At 60.5% G+C, this 19,639-nt stretch carries 14 protein-coding genes; 12 read left to right on the forward strand and 2 right to left on the reverse strand.

Annotation, left to right across the window (positions count from 1 at the left end; all coding sequences use genetic code 11):
• Positions 1-8 precede the first annotated feature (8 nt).
• The gene (gene pgm / locus QR290_RS15240) at positions 9-1,655 is read left to right on the forward strand and encodes a phosphoglucomutase (alpha-D-glucose-1,6-bisphosphate-dependent) (protein WP_289202951.1); all 1,647 of its coding nucleotides are present in this window, start codon (positions 9-11) and stop codon (positions 1,653-1,655) included.
• Between the two features lie 61 nt (positions 1,656-1,716).
• Here the strand turns inward: pgm and QR290_RS15245 are convergent, their stop codons facing one another.
• Positions 1,717-2,412, reverse strand: a complete 696-nt coding sequence (locus tag QR290_RS15245) for a pirin family protein (protein WP_115077914.1) — start codon at positions 2,410-2,412, stop codon at positions 1,717-1,719.
• Between the two features lie 277 nt (positions 2,413-2,689).
• Here QR290_RS15245 and QR290_RS15250 point away from each other — a divergent pair, with 277 nt between their 5' ends.
• The gene (locus QR290_RS15250; RefSeq protein ID WP_289202952.1) at positions 2,690-5,164 is read left to right on the forward strand and encodes a UvrD-helicase domain-containing protein; all 2,475 of its coding nucleotides are present in this window, start codon (positions 2,690-2,692) and stop codon (positions 5,162-5,164) included.
• 58 nt (positions 5,165-5,222) lie between these two features.
• Here the strand turns inward: QR290_RS15250 and QR290_RS15255 are convergent, their stop codons facing one another.
• Positions 5,223-5,495: a DUF1652 domain-containing protein gene (locus QR290_RS15255; RefSeq protein ID WP_045121742.1), complete on the reverse strand. Its 273-nt coding sequence runs from the start codon at positions 5,493-5,495 to the stop codon at positions 5,223-5,225.
• Positions 5,496-5,759: 264 nt separating this feature from the next.
• Here QR290_RS15255 and QR290_RS15260 point away from each other — a divergent pair, with 264 nt between their 5' ends.
• The 10 genes from QR290_RS15260 (at position 5,760) to eprS (ending at position 19,630) form a co-directional block, all read left to right on the forward strand.
• The gene (locus QR290_RS15260; RefSeq protein WP_289202953.1) at positions 5,760-6,575 is read left to right on the forward strand and encodes a helix-turn-helix domain-containing protein; all 816 of its coding nucleotides are present in this window, start codon (positions 5,760-5,762) and stop codon (positions 6,573-6,575) included.
• A gap of 51 nt (positions 6,576-6,626) precedes the next feature.
• Positions 6,627-8,033 carry an NAD(P)/FAD-dependent oxidoreductase gene (locus QR290_RS15265; RefSeq protein ID WP_115077917.1) on the forward strand — a complete coding sequence of 469 codons (1,407 nt, stop codon included), beginning with the start codon at positions 6,627-6,629 and terminating at the stop codon, positions 8,031-8,033.
• A gap of 29 nt (positions 8,034-8,062) precedes the next feature.
• The gene (locus QR290_RS15270) at positions 8,063-8,407 is read left to right on the forward strand and encodes a cupin domain-containing protein (protein WP_115077918.1); all 345 of its coding nucleotides are present in this window, start codon (positions 8,063-8,065) and stop codon (positions 8,405-8,407) included.
• 56 nt (positions 8,408-8,463) lie between these two features.
• The gene (locus QR290_RS15275; RefSeq protein WP_289202954.1) at positions 8,464-9,549 is read left to right on the forward strand and encodes a polyamine ABC transporter substrate-binding protein; all 1,086 of its coding nucleotides are present in this window, start codon (positions 8,464-8,466) and stop codon (positions 9,547-9,549) included.
• Positions 9,550-9,936: 387 nt separating this feature from the next.
• Positions 9,937-11,403 carry a serralysin family metalloprotease gene (locus tag QR290_RS15280; RefSeq protein ID WP_289202955.1) on the forward strand — a complete coding sequence of 489 codons (1,467 nt, stop codon included), beginning with the start codon at positions 9,937-9,939 and terminating at the stop codon, positions 11,401-11,403.
• Positions 11,404-11,496: 93 nt separating this feature from the next.
• Entirely contained in the window at positions 11,497-11,925 is a 429-nt protein-coding gene (locus tag QR290_RS15285; protein WP_289202956.1) for an AprI/Inh family metalloprotease inhibitor, read from the forward strand.
• Between the two features lie 205 nt (positions 11,926-12,130).
• Positions 12,131-13,918, forward strand: a complete 1,788-nt coding sequence (locus QR290_RS15290) for a type I secretion system permease/ATPase (protein WP_289202957.1) — start codon at positions 12,131-12,133, stop codon at positions 13,916-13,918.
• On the forward strand, positions 13,915-15,264 hold the full coding sequence (locus QR290_RS15295; RefSeq protein ID WP_115077922.1) for an HlyD family type I secretion periplasmic adaptor subunit: 1,350 nt from the start codon (positions 13,915-13,917) through the stop codon (positions 15,262-15,264). Before QR290_RS15290 ends, QR290_RS15295 begins: the two co-directional genes overlap by 4 nt.
• A 2-nt stretch (positions 15,265-15,266) precedes the next feature.
• Positions 15,267-16,634: a TolC family outer membrane protein gene (locus QR290_RS15300; RefSeq protein ID WP_115077923.1), complete on the forward strand. Its 1,368-nt coding sequence runs from the start codon at positions 15,267-15,269 to the stop codon at positions 16,632-16,634.
• 44 nt (positions 16,635-16,678) lie between these two features.
• On the forward strand, positions 16,679-19,630 hold the full coding sequence (gene eprS, locus QR290_RS15305; RefSeq protein ID WP_289202958.1) for an autotransporter serine peptidase EprS: 2,952 nt from the start codon (positions 16,679-16,681) through the stop codon (positions 19,628-19,630).
• Positions 19,631-19,639: the final 9 nt, after the last annotated feature.

The raw sequence follows: 19,639 nt of genomic DNA on the forward strand, positions 1-19,639 counted from the left end.
GGTTTTGCATGACACTCAGTCCTTTTGCGGGCAAACCGGCACCGGCAGAACTGTTGGTCGATATCCCGCGACTGGTTACGGCGTATTACACCGGTCAACCCGACGCCTCGGTTTCCACCCAGCGCGTGGCGTTCGGCACCTCCGGGCACCGGGGTAGTTCCTTTGATTTGAGTTTCAACGAGTGGCACGTTCTGGCCATCAGCCAGGCGATCTGCCTGTTTCGCGAAGCCCAGGGCATCACCGGGCCGCTGTTCGTCGGCATCGACACGCATGCACTGTCGACCCCGGCCGGGGCCAGCGCCCTGGAAGTGCTGGCGGCCAATGGCGTGACCGTGATGATTGCCGAAGGTGACGAGTACACGCCGACCCCGGCAGTCTCCCACGCCATTCTTTGCTACAACCGTGGTCGCACCACCGGCCTGGCCGACGGCATCGTCATCACCCCTTCGCACAACCCGCCACAAAGCGGCGGCTACAAGTACAACCCAACCAACGGTGGCCCGGCCGACACCCACATCACCAAGTGGATCGAAGCCAAGGCCAATGAACTGCTGGCCAACAAACTGGCCGGCGTCAAACGCATCAGCTACGAGCAAGCGCTCAAGGCCGAAACCACCCACCGTCACGACTACGTCAACACCTATGTGGCCGACCTGATCAACGTCATCGACTTCGATGCCATTCGCGGCGCCAAACTGCGCCTGGGCGTCGACCCGCTGGGCGGAGCAGGGGTGCGCTACTGGTCGGCGATTGCCGAGCACTATCGTCTGGACCTGGACGTGGTGAACAAGGAAGTCGATTCGACCTTCCGCTTCATGACCGTCGACTGGGACGGGCAGATCCGCATGGACCCATCGTCCAGCCATGCCATGCAAGGTTTGATCGGCCTGAAGGAACGCTTTGACGTGGCCTTCGCCTGCGACCCGGATCACGACCGTCACGGCATCGTCACGCCGTCCGGTGGTCTGCTGGCACCGAACAACTACCTGGCGGTGTCGATCGACTATCTGTTCCAGAACCGTCCGCAATGGCGTGCCGACGCAGCCGTGGGTAAAACCGTGGTCAGCAGCGGTCTGATCGATCGCGTGGCCAAGCGTCTGGGTCGCCGTCTGTACGAAGTGCCGGTCGGTTTCAAATGGTTCGCCGATGGCCTGTTCGACGGCTCGCTGGGTTTTGGCGGCGAAGAAAGCGCCGGCGCCTCGTTCCTGCGCAAGGACGGCGGTGTCTGGAGCACCGACAAGGACGGTCTGATCCCAGCCCTGTTGGCCGCTGAAATGACTGCCCGTACCGGTCGCGACCCAAGTCAGGCCTACCGCGCGCTGACCGACGAACTTGGCGAGCCGTTCTCGGTGCGTGTCGACGCCAAGGCCAATCCGGAACAGAAAGCGCTGCTGAGCAAGCTGTCGCCAGAGCAGGTCACTTCGACCGAACTGGCGGGCGAGAAGATCCAGAGTATCCTCAGCAAGGCGCCGGGCAACGATCAGGCCATTGGCGGCCTGAAAGTGATGACCGAAAACGGCTGGTTCGCTGCGCGTCCGTCGGGCACCGAAGACATCTACAAGATCTACGCCGAAAGCTTCATCGGCGACGACCACCTCAAGCAACTGGTGGCCGAAGCGCAAACTCTGGTAGACGGTGCGATCAGCGCTAAATAACGCCAGACAACGGAAAAGGGCGACCCTGAGGTCGCCCTTTTTTGTACCCGCGATTCGCCGGTCAGGCCAGATCTACCAACACGATCTCGCTGTCTTCCAGTGCCGTGACGGTCAGCACTTGTTCATCAGCCACCGCCACACCGTCTCGAGCTTGTGCGCGCAAGCCATTGACTTCAATGACGCCAGTAGCAGGTACCAGATACGCCCGACGTCCAGCATCGAGGCGGTATTCAGCCGTTTCCCCGGCCTTGATTGTGGCCGCCACTAAACGCGCGTCGGCGCGGATGCGCAGGCTTTGGTCGTCACCGTCCTTGCCGCTGGCGAGGGTCACGAAACCTTCGCGGTCGCCCTTAGGGAACGGTTTGGCACCCCAGGACGGCGGTGCGCCGGTTTCGGTCGGCAGAATCCAGATCTGGAAAATCTTGGTGTCCGTGGCTTCCAGGTTGTATTCGCTGTGGGCGATACCGGTGCCGGCGCTCATCACTTGTACGTCGCCAGCCTCGGTGCGGCCCTTGTTGCCCAGGTTGTCTTGGTGGCTGATCGCACCTTCACGCACGTAAGTGATGATTTCCATGTCGCGGTGCGGGTGAGTAGGGAAGCCCGTGCCGGCGGCAATGATGTCGTCGTTCCACACGCGCAGGTTGCCCCAGTTCATGCGTTGTGGATCGTAGTACTCGGCGAACGAAAAATGGTGATGGGCATCCAACCAGCCGTGATGGGCGCCGCCCAGAGAGCTGAAAGGTCTGAGTTCAAGCATGATCGTCTCCTCAAAAGGTTCGTCATGGGGCGTGATGCCTGAGCCACGAAGCGAGACCGGTGATTGATGGCAGGCATCATCTATCAGTCAATCATCGATAAAAAGCGTAAAAAGTGCGGCATTCCAATCGAATCAATTGATATGAATAAAGCTCGAAACTGTCTCATCCCACTTTCAATTCATCGCCTAAACCAATGACCTGTAAGCATTTCGCTAGAACAAAAAAGCAAATGCAGACACCATAGCCCCAACAGCCTCACATCCGGAGTCCGTCAGCGTGGCGCAACACACCCCCGATCTTCCTCCCGAACTTCGTCCCCTGGCCGAGATGCCTTGGTTCAAGCGCCTGGCAGCGCGTTTCCTTGGGCACGGCCTGACGCAGCTGCGCGCCCAGCACCGGGCTTCGTGGCTGCACGGTCAGGCCGACGGCTTTCGCAGCGGACACACCGCCGGTGTGGATTACGGGTACAAGGAAGGCAAGGCTGACGGGCTGGAAGAGGGCCGCCAGGTCCTGTTGATCCGCGACAGTCGCAACACCGAGCATCGCCCGCCGGGTATCGATAATCACCTGTTCGACGACTGGCGCCTGCCGCTCAACGCAGAACTGAAGAAGCGCATGAAAGCCGACGTCACGCGCCTGCTGCCAGCCCACGCCCAACCAAGCGCTGCGCAATGGAAGATGATTTTCAGCGATACGCCGTCAACTTCGGTGATTGCCGGCGCCGGAGCCGGCAAGTCGACCACGCTGGTGCTGCGGATCCTGCTGCTGACTCACTATCTGGGCTTTGAGCTCGATTCGATGACCGTGGTGACCTTCACCCGCGAGTCGCGCAAGGACTTCATCAGCAAACTGATCGAACTGTTCGCATTGTGGGGCCGGTCACTGAGTCAAAAGGCTGCGAAGGATCTGGTGCGCACCTTTCACTCGCGAATCCTGCCGATGGTCCGCAGCCTGCCGGGGTTCGAGCGCTTGCAGGCATTCGAAAACCTCAGCCACCGCGCGCAGTCGAGTGACGAAGACGTCGACAGCAATCCGTTCGATCTGCGCATCAACGACGCGCAACGCCAGCAGCTCAACGCCTGTTACCACCGTCTCTACAAAGAAGATCCGCGCTTTGCGCAACTGATCCAGCCGTTGTCCCGCCACGCCTTGCAGCTCAAGGAGCTGGAACGCGATCACCCGGACGTACAAAAGCGTGTCGCTGTAACGGAGCTGGCGGCTCGCCGCGATGAAGAGCTGTGCGACATGATCGAGGACATGTGGCTTCGCGCCGGCGCCTGGCCGATCAAAGGCATCGAACCGAGCCGCCAGACATTCGAAATCAACGGCGCGTTGTTCCATTGCCACGGCTACATTCCGAGCCTGGATGCCTGGGTGGTATTGGGCTTCGATCCTCGGGAAAATCCCCAGGTTTGCCGTCCAAACGCCAAACTGACGGTACGCGCAGAGTGGGCTGTCAAACGCACCCTGTTTCAAGCTTTCTGTCGTAAGCCGTTGATTTGGCTGGATAGCTACGAATCTTCAAAGCGCTTATTGGCCACGCTTGCAGGTGATGTCAGCGCCGGCCCCGGCTTCGATTACAAGGTCAAGGGTGAGCTGGCGTCCGCGCCATTGCTCGACTGTTTCGTCGCTGCCGCAGGCTTCATCGAGAACCTGGGCCTGGACGTGCCGGACGCCGTCGGCCGCATGAGTTTCGCAAAGGACGATCCAGGCCGGTTTTTCTTCGAAGCCTTGAGCCTGTTCTGGCGAGCGCTGGAAGATCACTTGCTGGATCAGAAACCACCGGTCATGACCTACAACCGCATGTTCGCGCTGTTCAGCGAGCACTCACCAGAAAACCTCAAACTGCTCAGCGACGAGCTGCTGCGGCCGATGTCGCACCTTATGATTGATGAGTTCCAGGACGTTTCGCCGCAGATTGTTTCGTGGATTCGTGCCAGCCTCTCGGAAATCCGCAGTCGCGGCCCTGCCATGCACGTCGGACGAGGTGCGCAGCGATCGTCGCTGCTTTGTGTAGGCGACGACTGGCAATCGATCTACGGCTGGCGCGGCAGTTCGCCGAGCTACTTCATGGAGTTCAACAAGGAATTCCCGTCGCCGAGCACGACCCGTGTAATGCTCAGCGACAACTATCGCAGCCATCAGCACATCATCGACGCGGCGGAGCACATCGTTCGTGCCGCGCCGGCGATCCCGGGCAAGAAGGCCAAGGCCAGCGGCGAGGAGAGGCCGTTGCAGCCAGTCAACGTGCTGGAGCGCGACGATCAGGCACTCGGCCAGCGCCTGGCGGAACACTATCGAAAGGGCGATTCAATCCTGATGCTTTATCGAAAAAGTAGCGATAAGTCATTGATAGAGCAGCATATTCAATCTGTAGTTAATGTAGATTCGAGCTTGCCGTACGAATCCCGCCGCCTGAAACAACTGACCTATCACAGCGCCAAAGGCCTGCAGGCCGACGCGGTTTTCCTGCTGGGCGATTGCCAACACCTGACCAGCTCACCGTACAAGAATCAGGTGTATCGCATGGCCGGACTGGGCAAGGCCGGCGACAGCGAGCCGTACGACAGCGCGCAAAAAGACGAAATCCTGCGCCTGGCTTATGTCGGCATCACCCGGGCAGTCAGTCATTGCTACTGGTACGTCGAGCCGCAGGACAGTCAGGCGGTGAATATGCCTCGGGCTTCGGACCGGGTCGCCAAAGGCAAACCGTTCTTTGTCGATCATCGGTCAGAAAAGAAAACGGCCTGAATCCAAAGCCCATGAAAAAGCCCGCGCGAAGCGGGCTTTTTTATTTTAAATCAGCGAGTTATGCGTAACTCTTGAGAGATTCCGGAGGAATGAAGGCCTCCAGTTCGTCCTCCACAGCTTCGATTATTCGCTCCACATCCGCCGCATTCATCACCGTTGCACAGGGGATGCCGGCGATCGCGATCAGGGTTTCGCCGCTGGCCCGATCAAACAAGCGAGCGACCAGACTGCTGGGCGCATCCATGGTCGCCTCGAAACCCATGGGATGAAAATGCCAGCGCATCAGCTGGCAGGCATTGGGGAACGTGACCTTGCTTGACCCTTTATTCATGTGTTGCCCGCCTTCTTCATCGAGCGCTTCCGTTTGCTCATGGTAGGTGGGAAGAGCCTTCATTGGCCCAACCGGTGATTGCCTTTAAAAGTAGCATCTGGATGTGAATTTCCTGTGAGAATTTTCAGTTCATTTGGCGATTGCGCGGATTTTTTTGATGTAAGTCACGGTCCACTCCAGTCGTCGCCAAAATGCCATCACGGTCGGGTTGTTGATGCAGCGTCCGAAGTTGGGCAAGCTCGGTTCTTTTTCCAAGAGTCCCTTATGCACGCCGATGATGACGGCCCGGAACAGACGCGGGCTACGGCCGAAACGGTCATGCGCTATCACCTGTGCTGGAAACACCGGGACCTGGATGGCGTGATGGCGCTGTACCACCCGGACATTCAGTACAACGATTTCTTCCAGAACCGCGTGCTCGGCCTCGACGAGTTGCGCGAGTACGTCCGGGTCAGCATGCCGCGCGAATCCGACGAAGCGCTGGAGCACTGCGACCGTATCCGCATCGACGGCAACACCGCATTCATTCAATACGAAGTGACGTTGCGCGGCGGCAACGGGCTGGTGTCGTTTCGGTCCAGCGAAGCGATTACGGTCAAGGACGGACAGATCTGGCGGGTCAACGAATACGCCTCGCTGGTGCGCGAACAGGCCGACAGCCCGACGGCAACCAGCCAGCGTCCGGCGGTTAGCCGTCTGGGCCTGTCGCCGCGCCAGTTGAGCTTCATGGCCGATGACTTGCAGCAGTATTTCCAGCGTCAGCAACCGTATCTCGACCCCGAACTCGACCTGCAACGGGTGGCGAAGGAGTGCGGGTACAGCCGCAACCAGATTTCTTATTTGCTGAATCAGGTGCTGGGGCAAAGCTTCTACCGCTACGTCAATCAGGCGCGTCTGCAGCATTTATTGCAGTCGCTGGACAACGCCGCGCCACCGCTGCGCATCGACGAACTGGCCTTCGCCGCCGGTTTCAATTCGCTGTCGGCGTTCTATAGCTGCTTTCGCCAGCACACCGGCCAGTCGCCCAAGGCCTACGCGAAGCAAATTTCTTTGCGGACACGCGCGCAAGACAATCCCTGAGTTCTGCCTCTAGGATCGACGCCATCGAAACCTGGATTGGCGGAGTCTTGCATGCCGGCGTGGCGCACTATCAGTTTGTGGATGGATCAACTCGACGAGCCGCTGACCGCGCGCCCGTCGCTTGCGCAGGATCTGGACGTCGACGTGGCGATCATCGGCGCCGGTTACACCGGACTATGGACTGCGTACTACCTGAAACAACAGGCGCCGAGCCTGAACATCGCCATCATCGAAGCGCAAACCGCCGGGTTCGGCGCGTCCGGTCGCAACGGCGGCTGGTTGATGGGCAATCTGCTGGGCGAAGATCGACTGCTGGCGGGCTTGTCACCGCAACAGCGCCGCGCTTCTTACGATTTGTTGCACGGCATTCCGGATGAAGTGGCGAATGTCCTCGAACGCGAAGGCATCGACTGCGATTACCGCAAAGGCGGGGTGCTGTACTGCGCCGCGCGCTACCCCGAGCAGGAAGTCAGTCTTCGCGACTACCTGAAAAAACTCCACGCCCAGGGCCTTACCGACGACGATTACCGCTGGCTCAGCCCTGAACAACTGGCGCAGCAGCTGCGCATCGCCAAGCCTTACGGCGGTATCTTCGCCCCGCACGTGGCGACCATTCACCCGGCAAAACTGGTGCGCGGCCTGGCGCGAACCGTTGAAAGCATGGGGGTGAAAATCTACGAAAACAGCCCGGTGACCCATTGGCAGGCCGGCAGCCTGCGTACCGACAAGGCCAGCGTGCGCAGCCGCTGGATCGTCCCGGCCATCGAAGGCTATTCCGTCACGCTGCCTCCGCTGGGCCGTTATCAATTACCGGTGCAGAGCCTGATCGTTGCCACCGAGCCGTTGTCCGCCGCGACCTGGGACGCAATCGGCCTCAGCCGGGGCCAGGCTTTCAGCGAGTTCAGCCGTCAGGTCACTTACGGCCAGCGCAGCGCCGATAACCGGCTGATCTTCGGCGCCCGTGGCGGTTATCAGTTCGCCGGCAAGCTGCGCCACAACTTCGACCTGACCCGTGATGAAGTCGAGCTGCGCCGCTACCTGTTCGGCGAACTGTTCCCGCAGTTGAAAAACGTGCAGATCACCCACGCCTGGGGCGGCAACCTCGGCATGTCCCGGCACTTCAAACCGCACATGCTCTGCGACCGGGCCAACGGCATCGCGCTGTCCGGCGGCTATGGCGGGGAGGGTGTCGGCGCTTCCAACCTGGGCGGGCGGACGCTTGCAGATCTGATTCTCGAGCGCGATACCGAGCTGACCCATCAGCCGTGGGTGCTGCCCGACGGCGGGATTCATGCGTTGCGGGCCTGGGAGCCGGAACCGTGCCGCTGGCTCGGCTACAACGCGATCATCAAAAGCTTCGTCCACGAAGACCAGACCCTGGCCAACCCGGCGACCGCGCCCTGGCGGCGCAAGCTTGCCAGCCAGGTGGCCGGGTTCATGGAAGGTTTCATGCACTAAACGTTGTTTACTAAGAGACAGGTAACGCCATGAGCATCACCCAATTCAAGAACACCGCCACGTTGCAACTGGATGAGTCCAACCCGGTGGCCGTGCCGCTCGGCACGCCGGTGGCGATTGCCTCGACCACCAGCGTCGAGCGCGACGACGGCGTCGAAACCGGCGTCTGGGAATGCACGCCCGGTCGCTGGCGGCGGCAGATCACCGCTCAGGAGTTCTGCCATTTCATTGCCGGTCGCTGCACGTTCACCCCGGATGACGGCGGCGAAACCCTGCACATACAAGGTGGCGATGCACTGATGTTGCCGGCCAACACGCTCGGAATCTGGGACATCGAGGAAACCGTGCGCAAGACCTATGTCCTGATTTTCTGACGCTTTGATCCTTTTGATTGCCTGCCAACAACAATAGCCAATACAGGAATCGATCCATGATCCGAAAGACCCTCGCATTCGCACCCTTGATGCTTGCCGTCTCCCTCGCTCAGGCGGCGGATACGGTCAAGGTTTACAACTGGTCCGACTACATCGCGCCGGACACCGCCAAGAACTTCGAAAAGGCCAGCGGCATTGGCGTCACCTATGACGTCTACGACAGCAACGAAACCCTCGATGGCAAGCTGATGACCGGCAAATCCGGTTACGACGTGGTGTTTCCGTCCAACCACTTCATGGCGCGGCAGATCGAGGGTGGGGCGCTGAAGAAGCTCGACAAGAGCCAGTTGCCGGGCTGGAAGAACCTCAACCCGGTGTTGCTCAAGGCTTTGCAGACCAACGATCCGGGCAACGAACACGGTTTTCCGTACCTGTGGGGCAGCACCGGCATCGGCTACAACATCGCCAAGGTCAAGGCCGTGCTGGGTGACAACGCTCCGGTGGATTCCTGGGACCTGATCTTCAAGCCCGAATACATGGAAAAACTGCAGAAATGCGGCGTGGCGATCCTCGACAACGGCCCCGAACTGCTGCCGGCAGCGCTCAACTACCTGGGTTTGCCGCATCACAGCAAGAATCCCGAGGACTACAAGAAAGCTGAAGCACTGCTGATGAAAGTGCGGCCTTACGTCAGCTACTTCCATTCCTCGAAGTACACCAGCGATCTGGCCAATGGCGACATTTGCGTGGCCGTCGGTTTCTCCGGCGACATCCTGCAAGCGGAAAACCGTGCCAAAGAGGCGAAGAACGGCATCGAAATCGGCTACGAGATTCCCAAGGAAGGCGCCGCGATCTGGTTCGACATGGTCGCCATGCCTGCCGATGCCCCGGACGAGAAGGCCGGCTACGCGTTCATGAACTATCTGCTGCGCCCGGACGTGATGGCCGGCATCAGCAACTACGTGCACTACGCCAATGGCAACGAACAGGCTGACGGCCTGATCGACCCGGCAATCAAGAACGACACCAAGGTTTATCCGAGCCCGGAAATGATGGGCAAGTTGTTTGCGCTGGAAGCGATGCCGCTGAATATCGACCGCATCCGCACGCGGGTGTGGAACAAGATTCGTACTGGCAGCTGAAGAAAACAGGCGAGGGCAGTACAGCCCTCGCCTGAATATGTTGTGTTGGATCAACTTGATATCAAACCACTGGCATTGCACTGATAAAGTGCAGCAAAGTGAGACGCTGCTAACAAAACGCAACTTACCGATATTTAATATTTAAATATTAAATCGTCAGACAATTAGGCAAATTCACCACACTTACAAAGTTCTTTCGGCGGCACGCGCTTTGTTTACGGGAGTTTCCCGGAACAGTTCAATTTGATCTCAAAAAAACGCTAGACGTTAGATTTCAAATTGTGTCAGGTTTCTTACGCCTTCATTGGGCGAGTGATAGGACAATCTCGCCAGAGGTTGTCGCTATCGGACAAAAACTGTTCCATTGCTAAACAAGGAAGTGTGTTTATGTCGAAAGTAAAAGCTAACGCTATTGATACCGCCGAACAGGCTTTCCAGCTGGGCGCGGCGCCACAACCTCTGGCAGCGACCAGCACGGCGTATAACCAGATCAATAGCTTCAGCCATCAGTACGATCGTGGCGGCAACCTCACGGTCAATGGCAAACCCTCCTTTTCCGTCGACCAGGCCGCAACCCAGTTGCTGCGCGACGGCGCTGCCTACCAGGACAAGGATGGCAGCGGCAAGATCGAACTCACCTACACGTTCCTGACTTCGGTATCGTCCAGCACGATGAACAAGCACGGGATCACCGGGTTCAGTCAGTTCAGCGCTCAACAAAAAGCCCAGGCCGTGCTCGCCATGCAATCCTGGGCTGACGTGGCCAATGTCACCTTCACCGAGAAAGCCTCGGGCGGTGACGGCCACATGACCTTCGCCAACTACAGCGGTGGTGTGGACGGCGCAGCAGCGTTCGCCTACCTGCCGGGCACCGGCCCGGGTTATGACGGCACTTCGTGGTACTTGATCAACAGCGGTTACACGCAGAACAAGACCCCGGATCTGAACAACTACGGTCGTCAGACCCTGACCCACGAAATCGGCCACACCCTTGGCCTGGCGCACCCGGGCGACTACAACGCCGGCAACGGCAACCCGACCTACAACGACGCCACCTACGGGCAAGACACCCGCGGCTACAGCGTCATGAGCTACTGGAGCGAAAGCAATACCAGCCAGAACTTCAGCAAGGGCGGCGTGGAAGCCTATTCCTCCGGCCCGCTGATGGATGACATTGCCGCGATCCAGAAACTCTACGGCGCCAACATGACCACCCGTACCGGTGACACCACCTACGGCTTCAACTCCAACGCCGGTCGCGATTTCCTCAGCGCCTCGTCGTCGGCCGACAAGCTGGTGTTCTCGGTGTGGGATGCGGGCGGCAAGGACACCTTCGACTTCTCGGGTTTCACCCAGAACCAGAAGATCAACCTCAATGAAGCCTCGTTCTCCGACGTTGGCGGCCTGGTGGGCAACGTGTCCATCGCCAAGGGCGTCACCATCGAGAACGCGATCGGCGGTTCGGGCAACGATCTGCTGATCGGCAACAGTGTGGCCAACGAGCTCAAGGGCGGTGCCGGCAACGACATCCTCTACGGAGCCGGCGGTGCCGACAAGCTCTGGGGCGGCGCGGGTTCGGACACTTTTCTGTTCGCGGCCAGCTCCGACTCCAAGCCGGGTGCGATCGATCAGATCCTCGATTTCGTCAGCGGCCTGGACAAAATCGACCTGACCGGTATCACCAAAGGCGCCGGCCTGCACTTCGTTAGCGCTTTCACCGGCGCGGCGGGTGATGCGGTTCTGACGTCCTCGGGCGGCAACAGCCTGTTGTCGGTGGACTTCTCCGGTCACGGCGTGGCTGATTTCCAGGTCAGCACCGTTGGCCAGGCAGCCACCAGCGACATCGTGGCGTGATGTGACAAGGGAAAGCGGCGCGTAATGCGCCGCTTTCTTTACTTGCATCGCCATGGCCGGTAAGCAAGGCTACGTGCCGGAGTGAAATTTCCTATGACCCAACTCGCTTTTACCCGCAGAGCGGCGGCATATCTGTTGCCGATGCTGATGATGATTTCTGGAGAAACAACCATGGCAAGCAGCCTGAGACTTGAAGATCCATCGGTATTTGCCGGGCAGTGGCAAGCGACCTTGAGTGCCCGCAGTGACAGCCCCGAAGCGCAAGCGATTCAGGACAAGCCGTCGAACACCTGCCAGATCGAGCTCGAGGCCAATCAGACGCTGGGCAAGGGCGCCGCTTGTCTGAGCGCGTGGTTGCAGGACGCTGCGATCGGCTGGTTTCCCGATCCGGACGGTCTGTCGATCACCGGGAAGGAGGGCTCAAGAATCCAGTTTTTCAGCCGACAACGTGATGGGCTCTATCTGAGTACTTTGAAGTCGGGTCTGGTGATTACACTCAAGCGTGCTGCACAACAGCCTTGATGACCGGAACCGACTGACAGTTTAAATATAAAGCACCCCGTAACAGTTATAAGCGACAGTGCAATAATACGGAGGCCGGGTTTAATCGCCGAAGTTGTTATTGAAGTGTAAGCGAGGACTGACGGTGTATATCCCGTGCTCAAGGCGGGCAATTAATTTGAAGTCTCGCCATGCAGGGCGGGAAATATCATTTCAGGAATAATCAATGAAGATGGCGAAGGCCCCAGCCACCGCTCCCTTATTCAAGGCATTGGGTGACTATAAAAGCATTCTGATCAGCGTCGGATGCTTTACCGCACTGATTAACGTGCTGATGCTGGTGCCCTCCATATATATGCTGCAGGTCTATGACCGGGTGCTGTCTTCGCAGAACGAAACCACCCTGGCGATGCTGTCGCTGATGGTCGTGGGTTTCTTTGCTTTCATCGGGCTGCTGGAAGTGGTGCGCAGCTTTATCGTGATCCGCATCGGCAGCCAACTGGAGCGCCGTTTCAATCTGCGGGTTTATCAGGCAGCGTTCGAGCGCAACCTGTTCAAGGGCGAGGGCAACGCCGGGCAGTCCCTGGGCGACCTGACTCACATTCGCCAGTTCGTCACCGGGCCTGCGCTGTTCGCGTTCTTCGATGCGCCGTGGTTCCCGGTTTATCTGTTCGTGATTTACCTGTTCAACGTCTGGCTCGGCGTGCTGGCCACGGCGGGTGCGCTGCTGCTGATCGCGCTGGCGTGCCTGAACGAATACATGACCAAAAAGCCACTGGGCGAAGCTGCCGGTTACTCGCAGAAATCCAGCCAGTTGGCCACCAGCCACCTGCACAACGCCGAAACCATTCAAGCCATGGGCATGCTCGGCGCCTTGCGCAAGCGTTGGTTCCAGGTGCATTCGCGCTTCCTCGGCTTGCAGAACCAGGCCAGCGACACCGGCGCGGTGATCAGTTCACTAAGCAAGACCCTGCGTCTGTGCCTGCAATCGCTGGTGCTGGGCCTCGGCGCACTGCTGGTGATCAAGGGTGACATGACCGCCGGCATGATGATCGCCGGCTCCATCCTGATGGGCCGGGTATTGAGCCCGATCGACCAGTTGATCGCCGTATGGAAGCAGTGGAGCGGGGCGAAGCTGGCGTACCGCCGCCTCGATGCGTTGCTGCAAGCTTTCCCGCCGAGCGATGACGCCATGGCGCTGCCGGCGCCGAAAGGCCAGATCACCTTTGAACAAGTCAGCGCCGGCCCTCCGGGTCAGCGTGCCGCGACCCTGCACATGGTCAACTTCAACCTGGCAGCCGGTGAAGTGCTGGGCGTGCTGGGAGCGTCCGGCTCCGGCAAATCGACCCTGGCGCGTGTGCTGGTCGGCGTATGGCCGGCCCTCGGCGGCACAGTTCGCCTCGACGGCGCCGACATTCACCGCTGGAACCGCGATCAGCTCGGCCCGTACATCGGCTATCTGCCGCAGGACATCGAATTGTTCAGCGGCAGCATCGCCGAAAACATTGCCCGCTTCAGCGAAGCCGATCCGCAAAAGGTCGTGGCCGCTGCGCAACAGGCCGGCGTGCACGAGTTGATCCTGCGCATGCCGCAAGGCTACGACACACAGTTGGGCGAGGACGGCAGCGGTTTGTCCGGCGGCCAGAAACAGCGCGTGGCACTGGCCCGTGCGCTGTACGGCAATCCGAGCCTGGTGGTGCTGGACGAGCCGAACTCCAACCTCGACACCGTCGGGGAAGCCGCGTTGTCCAGCGCGATCGTGCAGCTCAAGGCCCAAGGCACCACCGTGGTGTTGGTGACCCACCGTTCTTCGGTACTGGCCCAGGCCGACAAGCTGTTGGTGCTTAACGACGGTCGTCTGCAAGCCTTCGGCCCGAGCCACGATGTGCTCAAGGCACTCTCCGCAAACCAGCCCGGCAATCAGCCACAACAAAATGAAAAACCTGCGCAAGCACCGGCCGGGCTCAGCATGAGCCGCCAGTATCAGCCGACGACAAGGAATTCCGGTGTATGAGCAGCGCGAACATGAACACGCAAAACGAAGCCACCATGGAACACGCGTACATCACCGAACGCCCGGAGCGCGATGCGAAATTCTTCGCCCGCATGGGCTGGATTCTGGCGCTGGTCGGCGCCGGCAGCTTCTTCACCTGGGCCGCTTTGGCGCCGCTGGATCAGGGGATTCCGGTGCAAGGCACCGTGGTGGTGTCGGGCAAGCGCAAAGCCGTGCAGTCGATGAGCAGCGGCGTGGTCAGCCGAATTCTGGTGCGCGAAGGCGAGATCGTGAAGCAGGGCCAGCCGCTGTTCCGCCTCGACCAGACCCAGGTCGCCGCCGACGTGCAGTCGTTGCAGGCGCAATACCGCATGGCGTGGGCCAGCCTGGCGCGCTGGCAGGCCGAGCGTGACAACCTCAAGCAAGTGACCTTTCCGGCAGAACTGAGCGACAACGCCGATCCGCGCCTGGCACTGGTGCTGGAAGGTCAGCGTCAACTGTTCAGCAGCCGTCGCGAAGCGTTTGCCCGTGAGCAAGCAGCATTGCGCGCCAGTATCGAGGGCGCCACTTCGCAACTGGCGGGCATGCGCCGCGCCCGTACCGACCTCAACGCACAGGCCGACTCGCTGCAACAGCAGTTGAGCAACCTGCAACCACTGGCCGACAACGGCTACATCCCGCGTAACCGCTTGATGGAATATCAGCGTCAACTGTCGCAGGTTCAGCAGCAACTGGCCGAGAACACCGGTGAAAGTGGCCGGGTGGAGCAGGGTATCCTTGAGTCCCGCCTGAAACTGCAACAGCACGGCGAGGAATACCAGAAGGAAGTCCGCACCCAGCTGGCCGACGCGCAACTGAAAAGCGTCACGCTGTCGGAGCAACTGACCTCCGCCGGTTTCGACCTGCAACACAGCGAAATCCTCGCCACCGCCGACGGCGTGGCGGTCAACCTCGGCGTGCACACCGAAGGCGCCGTGGTGCGTCAGGGCGAAACCCTGCTGGAAATCGTCCCGCAAGGCACGCGCCTGGAAGTTGAAGGGCACCTGCCGATCAACCTGATCGACAAGGTCGGCACGCATTTGCCGGTCGACATCCTGTTCACCGCGTTCAACCAGAGCAAGACGCCACGGGTTCCCGGCGAAGTCAGCCTGATTTCCGCCGACCAGATGGTCGACGAGAAAACCGGTGTGCCGTACTACGTGTTGCGCAGCAGCGTCAGCGATCAGGCCATGGAGAAACTCAACGGTCTGGTGATCAAGCCCGGCATGCCGGCGGAAATGTTCGTGCGCACTGGCGAACGTTCACTCCTCAACTACCTGTTCAAGCCGCTGCTCGACCGCGCCGGTTCCGCGTTGACCGAAGAATAAGGATGTTCGGCTGTATGAATAAGCTTTCCATGCTGGCGGCAGCGTTCGCGCTGCTCGCGGGCAACAGTGCAGTGGCGGCCATGGGGCCGTTCGAGATCTACGAACAGGCGTTGCGCAATGACCCGGTGTTCCTCGGGGCGATCAAGGAACGCGACGCAGGCCTTGAAAACCGCGCCATCGGCCGCGCCGGCCTGTTGCCGAAACTGGGTTACAACTACAACAAGGGTCGCAACTCGTCGAAAGCCACGTCCCTCGACGAACGTGCGCGCAACCGCACCGATGACCGCAACTACAGCAGTTATGGCTCGAGCCTGACCCTGCAACAACCGTTGCTCGACTACGAGGCCTACGCGGCGTATCGCAAAGGCGTGGCCCAGTCGCTGTTTGCCGACGAGAACTTTCGCGGCAAGAGCCAGGAACTGCTGGTTCGCGTACTGGATAACTACACCAAGGCCTTGTTTGCCCAGGATCAGATCGACATTGCGCAGGCCAAGAAGAAGGCGTACGAGCAGCAATTCCAGCAGAATGAGCACATGTTCAAGCAGGGCGAGGGCACTCGTACCGACATCCTCGAAGCCGAGTCGCGTTATGAGCTGGCAACCGCCGAAGAAATCGAGGCCCGCGACGAGCAGGACGCAGCTCTACGGGAGCTGGGCGCATTGGTAGGCGTGCCGGCGATGAACATCAGTGATCTGGCACCGCTGGATCAGAACTTCCAGACATTCGCCTTGATGCCGGCCAACTACGACACCTGGCACGAACTGGCCGTGAGCAACAACCCGAACCTCGCGTCCCAGCGTCAGGCGGTGGAAGTGGCGCGTTACGAAGTCGAGCGCAACCGCGCCGGGCACCTGCCGAAAGTCAGCGCCTACGCCACGATGCGCCAGAACGAATCGGAAAGCGGCAACACCTACAACCAGCGTTACGAAACCAACACCATCGGTTTCGAAGTCAGCGTGCCGTTGTATGCCGGCGGCGGGGTATCAGCCTCGACCCGTCAGGCCAGCCGCACGATGGAACAGGCCGAGTATGAACTGGACGGCAAGACCCGCGAGACGCTGATCGAGTTGCGCCGGCAGTTCAGTGCCTGCCTGTCCGGGGTCAGCAAATTGCGCGCCTATCAAAAGGCACTGACTTCGGCCGAAGCGCTGGTGGTGTCGACCAAGCAAAGCATTCTCGGTGGCGAGCGAACCAACCTCGACGCGTTGAACGCCGAACAACAACTGTTTACCACCCGCCGCGACCTGGCCCAGGCACGCTACGACTACCTCATGGCCTGGACCAAATTGCATTACTACGCGGGGACCTTGAGCGAACAGGATCTGGCGCGGGTGGATGAGGCCTTCGGACAGGGCCCACGGACGCAATAACACGCAAAAAGCTTCGACCCAAAACAACAAAAAGAGTGGTGAACATGGACGTACGCATCAAGCCGGTTTCGGTCGGCACCCTGCTGCTTGTGATTTCTGCAACCCAGGCCCAGGCCCAATACCTCGAAGCCGGAAAACCCGGCGATCCGGCCAGTTGGCGCAGCGCCGAATTCCTGCGTGACTGGGGCCTGGGCCGGATGCAGGCCGATCAGGCCTACGCCGCCGGCATTACCGGCAAGGGCGTGAAGATCGGCGCGCTGGACTCCGGTTTCGACGCCGCCCATCCTGAATTTGCCAGCGACCGTTATCACCCGGTTCTGGCCAACGGCAGCTACCTCGACGGCTCGCTGTTCAACGTCAACGGCACCCTCAACCCGAACAACGATTCCCACGGCACCCACGTGGTCGGCACCATGGGTGCGTCCCGCGATGGCACCGGCATGCATGGCGTGGCGTACAACGCGCAAATCTACGTCGGCAACACCAACAAGAACGACAGTTTCCTGTTCGGCCCCAATCCTGATCCGCGCTATTTCAAAGCTGCGTACGACGCCCTGGCCGATGCCGGTGTGCGAGCGATCAACAACAGCTGGGGCAGCCAGCCGCCGGATGTCAGCTACCGAACCCTCGCGGATCTGCACGCCGCGTACGCCCAGCACTGGAACAAAGGCACCTGGCTCGACGCAGCGGCGGACGTTTCCCGTCGTGGCGTGATCAACGTGTTCAGCGCCGGCAACAGCGGCTACCCGAATGCCAGCGTGCGCTCGGCGCTGCCGTACTTTCAGCCGGGCCTGGAAGGCCACTGGCTGGCGGTCTCCGGGCTCGATCAAAGCAATCAGCAGAAGTACAACCAGTGCGGCATCGCCAAATACTGGTGCATCACCACGCCGGGGGCGAAGATCGACAGCACCATTCCCGACGGCGGTTATGCGATCAAGTCCGGGACCTCGATGGCCGCGCCGCACGCCACCGGGGCACTGGCGCTGGTGATGGAGCGCTATCCGTACATGAACAATCAGCAGGCGCTCGAAGTGCTGCTGACTACCGCCACCCAACTCGACGGCTCGGTGACCGATGCGCCGACCGAGCAAGTCGGCTGGGGCGTGGCCAACCTGTACCGGGCGATGCGCGGGCCGGGGCAGTTGCTCGGGGCGTTCGACGCCAATCTGGCGGCCGGGCAGAGCGACGTCTGGAGCAATGACATCAGCGACAAGGCGCTGATCCAGCGCCAGGGCGAAGACCTCGCCGAGCACAACGCCTGGCAGCAAACCCTGCAGAACAAAGGCTGGCAGAACGGCGTGCCGGCCGATGCCAGCCAACAGGATCAGACCGATTACGCCGTGGGCATGGCCCGTGATGCAGCGGCTTCCACTCGGGTTTATCAAGGCAGTCTCATCAAGTCCGGTGACGGACGACTGACTCTGACCGGTGAAAACACCTATCGCGGACCGACCACGATCAATGGCGGTCTGCTCACGGTGAACGGTTCGCTGACGTCGGCCGTGACCGTCAATGACGGCGGCACCCTCGGTGGTTCCGGGCGAATCGGCGCGTTGACCGCCAACAGCGGCGGTCGCGTGGCACCGGGCAATTCCATCGGCACGTTGAACGTCGCCGGCGACGTGACCTTTGCGCCGGGTTCGACCTACGCCGTGGAATTGTCTCCCACCAGCAGCGACCGCATCGTCGCCGGCGGCACTGCGTCCATCAACGGCGCCACCGTGAGCCTGTCGTTGGAAAACAGCCCGACCTTGCTCAGCACCATCGAGGCCAGAAGTCTGCTCGGCCGGCAGTACGACATTCTGCAAGCGGCGGGCGGCATTCAGGGTCGGTTCGGTGCGGTATTGCCGGATTACCTGTTTATCGGTGGCAGCCTGGCCTACAGCGACAACGGCATCGGCCTGAATGTCGAGCGCAACGGGACATCGTTCGCCAGCGTCGGCCAGACCCCGAATCAACGCTCCGTGGCGTCCGCCGTTGAAGGTCTCGGCGCGGGCAACTCCGTGTACGAAAGCCTGCTGTTGTCGGCTACTGCCAGCGATGCGCAGCAAGCCTTTCAACAGTTGAGTGGCGAAATCTATCCGGCCCTCGGCTCGGTGCTGATCAACGACAGCCGCCAACTGCGCGACGCCATCGGCGAACGCCTGCACGACGCCCAAGCCACGCAAAGCAATGGCTGGATCAAGGCGCTAGGTTCGTGGGGCAGCACCGATTCGCGCCACGACACTGCGGGATACAGCACGTCGATTGGCGGCCTGCTGGCAGGTGTCGACGGCGCGGTCGACGAGCAGACCCGCATCGGTCTGGTCACCGGTTACAGCGACAGTTCGCTGAGTATGGGCTCGGGCACGCATTCTTCGGCCAAGGTCGACAGCTATCACCTCGGCGCCTACGCCGGTCATGACATCGGTGCCTGGCGCCTGAGCACCGGCGCAGCCTACAGCTGGCATCGCGCCGATGTGAAACGTGATTTGCAGTACGGCAACGTCAGCGCCAAGCAGAAAGCCAAGGTCGATGCAGCCACTCCTCAAGTGTTCGGCGAAGCGGCTTATCGGCTGAACCTGCAACCGCTGGCCCTGGAACCGTTCGCCAACCTGGCCTACGTACACCTCGACACCGACGGCTTCACCGAGAAGGGCGACGCCGCCGCGCTGAAAAGCGGCGACGACCAGCGCGACGCGGTGTTGAGCACCCTCGGCGTGCGGGCGATCAAGACGTTTGACCTGGCGTCCGCACAGAAGCTGCAAGTGAGCGGCCATCTGGGCTGGCAGCACAGCCTGACCGACATCGAATCCGAACAGCATTTTCGATTTGCCAGCGGCAGTACGCCGTACACGGTCGGAAGCTCGCCACTGGTGCGCGACGCTGCACTGGTCGGCGTACAGGCCAGCCTGGCGCTGACCCGCGACGTGCGGATCAACCTTGATTACACCGGACAACTGGCCAGCCGCGAGAAGCAGCATGGCGTGGGCCTGAGCCTGAACTGGCAGTTCTGACTCATCAAG

It is taken from the genome of Pseudomonas fluorescens, assembly GCF_030344995.1.
GTDB classification, from domain to species: domain Bacteria; phylum Pseudomonadota; class Gammaproteobacteria; order Pseudomonadales; family Pseudomonadaceae; genus Aquipseudomonas; species Aquipseudomonas fluorescens_BF.

Bases quoted from the DNA above. Each gene is read 5' to 3' on its own strand.
- pgm (WP_289202951.1), top strand. From the start codon at position 9: ATGACACTCAGTCCTTTTGCGGGCAAACCGGCACCGGCAGAACTGTTG.
- QR290_RS15255 (WP_045121742.1), bottom strand. From the start codon at position 5,495: ATGAATAAAGGGTCAAGCAAGGTCACGTTCCCCAATGCCTGCCAGCTG.
- QR290_RS15285 (WP_289202956.1), top strand. From the start codon at position 11,497: ATGACCCAACTCGCTTTTACCCGCAGAGCGGCGGCATATCTGTTGCCG.
- QR290_RS15300 (WP_115077923.1), top strand. From the start codon at position 15,267: ATGTTCGGCTGTATGAATAAGCTTTCCATGCTGGCGGCAGCGTTCGCG.
- QR290_RS15280 (WP_289202955.1), top strand. From the start codon at position 9,937: ATGTCGAAAGTAAAAGCTAACGCTATTGATACCGCCGAACAGGCTTTC.
- QR290_RS15295 (WP_115077922.1), top strand. From the start codon at position 13,915: ATGAGCAGCGCGAACATGAACACGCAAAACGAAGCCACCATGGAACAC.
- QR290_RS15265 (WP_115077917.1), top strand. From the start codon at position 6,627: ATGCCGGCGTGGCGCACTATCAGTTTGTGGATGGATCAACTCGACGAG.
- QR290_RS15275 (WP_289202954.1), top strand. From the start codon at position 8,464: ATGATCCGAAAGACCCTCGCATTCGCACCCTTGATGCTTGCCGTCTCC.
- QR290_RS15290 (WP_289202957.1), top strand. From the start codon at position 12,131: ATGAAGATGGCGAAGGCCCCAGCCACCGCTCCCTTATTCAAGGCATTG.
- QR290_RS15270 (WP_115077918.1), top strand. From the start codon at position 8,063: ATGAGCATCACCCAATTCAAGAACACCGCCACGTTGCAACTGGATGAG.
- QR290_RS15260 (WP_289202953.1), top strand. From the start codon at position 5,760: ATGCACGCCGATGATGACGGCCCGGAACAGACGCGGGCTACGGCCGAA.
- eprS (WP_289202958.1), top strand. From the start codon at position 16,679: ATGGACGTACGCATCAAGCCGGTTTCGGTCGGCACCCTGCTGCTTGTG.
- QR290_RS15245 (WP_115077914.1), bottom strand. From the start codon at position 2,412: ATGCTTGAACTCAGACCTTTCAGCTCTCTGGGCGGCGCCCATCACGGC.